Consider the following 3,587-nt stretch of genomic DNA (forward strand, 5'->3'; position numbering starts at 1 on the left):
GACAGCGGCCGCCTGGCCGCGCACCAGCCCGACGCGCTGGATAGCGCCCTGCGCCCGCGTGCCCAGGTGGTGCAGCTTCACGTGCCCGAGACCTTTGAACGGGCCGTCGCGCGCCGCATCGCGGACCTGACCGCCTATCAGGACGCCGGCTATGCCCGCGAATACCAGGACGTGGTCGAGGCCGTCGCGGCCCGCGAACGCGAACTGGCGCCCGACGCCAAGACCCCGCGTCTGGCACTGGCGGTGGCCCGCGGCCTGTTCAAGCTCATGGCCTACAAGGACGAATACGAAGTGGCGCGCCTGTACACGGATGATGCGTTCCAGGCGCAATTGAAGGGCCAGTTCGAAGGCGACTACAGCCTGCGCTTCCACATGGCGCCGCCGATCTTCGCGCGCAAGGACCCGCGCACCGGCGTGCCGCGCAAGATGACGCTCGGCCCGCGCACCATGACCGCACTGAAATTGCTGACCCGCATGAAGGGTCTGCGCGGCACCTGGTTCGACCCCTTCGGCCGCACCGCCGAGCGCAAGATGGAACGCGCGCTGATCGGCGAATACCGCCAGACCATAGACCAGCTTCTTGTAGGGTTGACGCGGGACAAGCTCGCGCAAGCGGCTACAATCGCCGGCCTTGCAGAAACCATCCGCGGCTACGGCCACGTGAAGGCTTCGAACGTCGAGAAGTATCGGACGGAATTGGGTCGATTGATGCAGAGCTATATGGCACCGGCCCCGCGCGACATGCCCCTGCGGAAAACCGCATAAACATTCGCTCTTAGCGGTCCGGTCCTGGGCGCGCCTTACTGGGCGCGCCCAGTGCATTTAGTAACAATCTTTTGTGAGCTTCGTCATATCTTCTTCTTGTCCCTGTAGTTCTCGATCACTAGAATTAGTGTCCAACGAGGGGTGCTACACTACATGTTGTGGTCGCCTAAGCGCTGATTCTCGTCGGCCACGCCTTTTGGACTAGCCCGTCCAAGCGTTCCGACCCCCTCAAAAGATCCACATTCGTACCGGACATGACCGTCGTCATGTCGCTATCTACGCGTTTTCGCACAGGAGCTTCCATGCAGACTACGATCGCCTCTGTGACCCGGCCTTCGGCCGTGCCGCCCTCGCAAACCGATTCCCCTGCCGACGCCAATGGCGGGCAATGGGCCAGCTACAACATCATTCGCCGTAATGGCTCGGTGGTCGGGTTTGAACCCAGCAAGATCGCCATCGCCATGACCAAGGCCTTCCTGGCCGTGAACGGCGGCCAGGGTGCGGCGTCCGCGCGCGTGCGCGAACTGGTCGAGAACCTGGCCAGCCAGGCCGTGAACGCCCTGGTGCGCAACCGCCCCAATGGCGGCACCTTCCATATTGAAGACATCCAGGACCAGGTCGAACTGGCCTTGATGCGCTCCGGCCAGCACGACGTCGCCCGCGCCTACGTGCTGTACCGCGAGAAGCGCACGCAAGAGCGTGCCGCCGCCGCTGCCGCCGAAGGTCAGGACAAGGCCGCCGCCGCCCCGCAGGAACACGTGCTGAACGTGACCGATGCCGGCGTGCGCCGTCCGCTGGATCTGGCTGAACTGCGCGCGACCATCGTCGCCGCCGGCGAAGGCCTGGACGAATTCATCGATAGCGAAACCATCCTGAAGGAAACGGTCAAGAACCTGTACGACGGCATCCCCGTCGACGAAGTGTTCAAGTCCGCCATCCTGTCCGCACGCGCGCTGGTCGAAAAGGACCCGGCCTACAGCCAGGTCACCGCCCGTCTGCTGCTGCACACGATCCGCAAGGAAGTGCTGGGCGAAGAAGTGTCGCAAGACGGCATGGGCGCGCGTTACGCCGAATACTTCCCCACGTTCATCGCCCGCGGTATCGAAGGCGGCCTGCTGTCGCCCGAACTGGCCAGCTATGACCTGACCCGCCTGGGCAAGGCCCTGAACGCCAAGCGCGACCTGCAATTCGGCTACCTCGGCCTGCAGACGCTGTACGACCGCTACTTCCTGCACATCCGCGGCACCCGCATCGAACTGCCGCAGGTGTTCTTCATGCGCGTGGCCATGGGCCTGGCGCTGCGCGAGGCCGACCGCGAAACGCGCGCCATCGAGTTCTACGAGATCCTGTCCTCGTTCGACTTCATGAGCTCGACGCCGACGCTGTTCAACTCGGGCACGCTGCACTCGCAACTGTCGTCGTGCTACCTGACCACCGTCTCCGACGATCTGGAAGGCATCTACGACGCCATCAAGGAAAACGCGCTGCTGGCCAAATACGCCGGCGGCCTGGGCAACGACTGGACCCCGGTCCGTGCGCTGCGCAGCCACATCAAGGGCACCAACGGCGAAAGCCAGGGCGTCGTCCCGTTCCTGAAGGTCGTCAACGACACCGCCGTCGCGGTGAACCAGGGCGGCAAGCGCAAGGGTGCGGTCTGCACGTACCTGGAATCGTGGCACCTGGACATCGAAGAATTCCTGGAACTGCGCAAGAACACCGGCGACGAACGCCGCCGCACGCACGACATGAACACGGCGAACTGGATTCCCGACCTGTTCATGAAGCGCGTCATGGAAGCCGGCGAATGGACGCTGTTCTCGCCGTCCGACTGCCCTGACCTGCACGACAAGGTTGGCCGCGAATTCGAAGAAGCCTACATCGGCTACGAAAAGCGCGTCGCCAGCGGCGAGCTCAAGCTCTACAAGAAGATGCCGGCGCTGACGCTGTGGCGCAAGATGCTGTCGATGCTGTTCGAAACCGGCCACCCGTGGATCACGTTCAAGGATCCGTGCAACATCCGTTCGCCGCAGCAGCACGTGGGCGTCGTCCACAGCTCGAACCTGTGCACCGAGATCACGCTGAACACGAACGAATCCGAAATCGCGGTGTGCAACCTGGGTTCCGTGAACCTGGTCGCGCACATGAAGCCGGCAGCCGGCGGCGGTTTCGAACTGGACCACGACAAGATCAAGCGCACCGTCAGCATCGCGATGCGCATGCTCGACAACGTCATCGACATCAACTACTACGCCGTCGAGAAGGCCCGCAATTCCAACGCGCGCCATCGCCCGGTGGGCATGGGCATCATGGGCTTCCAGGATTGCCTGCAGATGATGCGCGTGCCGTACGCATCGCAAGCCGCTGTTGAATTCGCCGATCGCTCGATGGAAGCGGTGTGCTATCACGCCTACTTCGCATCGAGCCTGCTTGCCGAAGAACGCGGCCGCTATCAGTCGTATGAAGGTTCGTTGTGGTCGCGTGGCATCTTGCCGCAAGACACGCTGAAGATGCTGCGCGATGAACGCGGCGGCCATGTTGAAGTCGATGAATCGAGCTCGCTCGATTGGGATACGTTGCGCGCGCGCATCAAACAGCACGGCATGCGCAACTCCAATTGCGTTGCAATTGCCCCAACCGCGACTATTTCCAATATCATTGGTGTATCTGCGTGCATCGAACCTACTTTCCAGAACTTGTACGTCAAATCGAATCTCTCCGGCGAGTTCACGGTCGTTAACGATTACCTCGTGCGTGACCTGAAGAAACTCGGTCTCTGGGACGAAGTCATGGTCGCCGACCTCAAGTACTTCGACGGCAGCCTG

The 3,587-nt window shown here is 62.5% G+C and carries 2 protein-coding genes; both read left to right on the forward strand.

The features are described from left to right. Positions 1 to 765, forward strand: a 765-nt coding sequence (locus VIR09_RS24050) for a DUF6537 domain-containing protein (RefSeq protein WP_332015130.1), incomplete at its 5' end; no start/stop codon positions are given. Positions 766 to 1,067: 302 nt separating this feature from the next. Then, positions 1,068 to 3,587, forward strand: a 2,520-nt coding sequence (locus tag VIR09_RS24055) for a ribonucleoside-diphosphate reductase subunit alpha (RefSeq protein ID WP_332015131.1), incomplete at its 3' end; no start/stop codon positions are given.

The organism is Achromobacter sp., assembly GCF_036567245.1.
Taxonomy (GTDB): domain Bacteria; phylum Pseudomonadota; class Gammaproteobacteria; order Burkholderiales; family Burkholderiaceae_B; genus Achromobacter.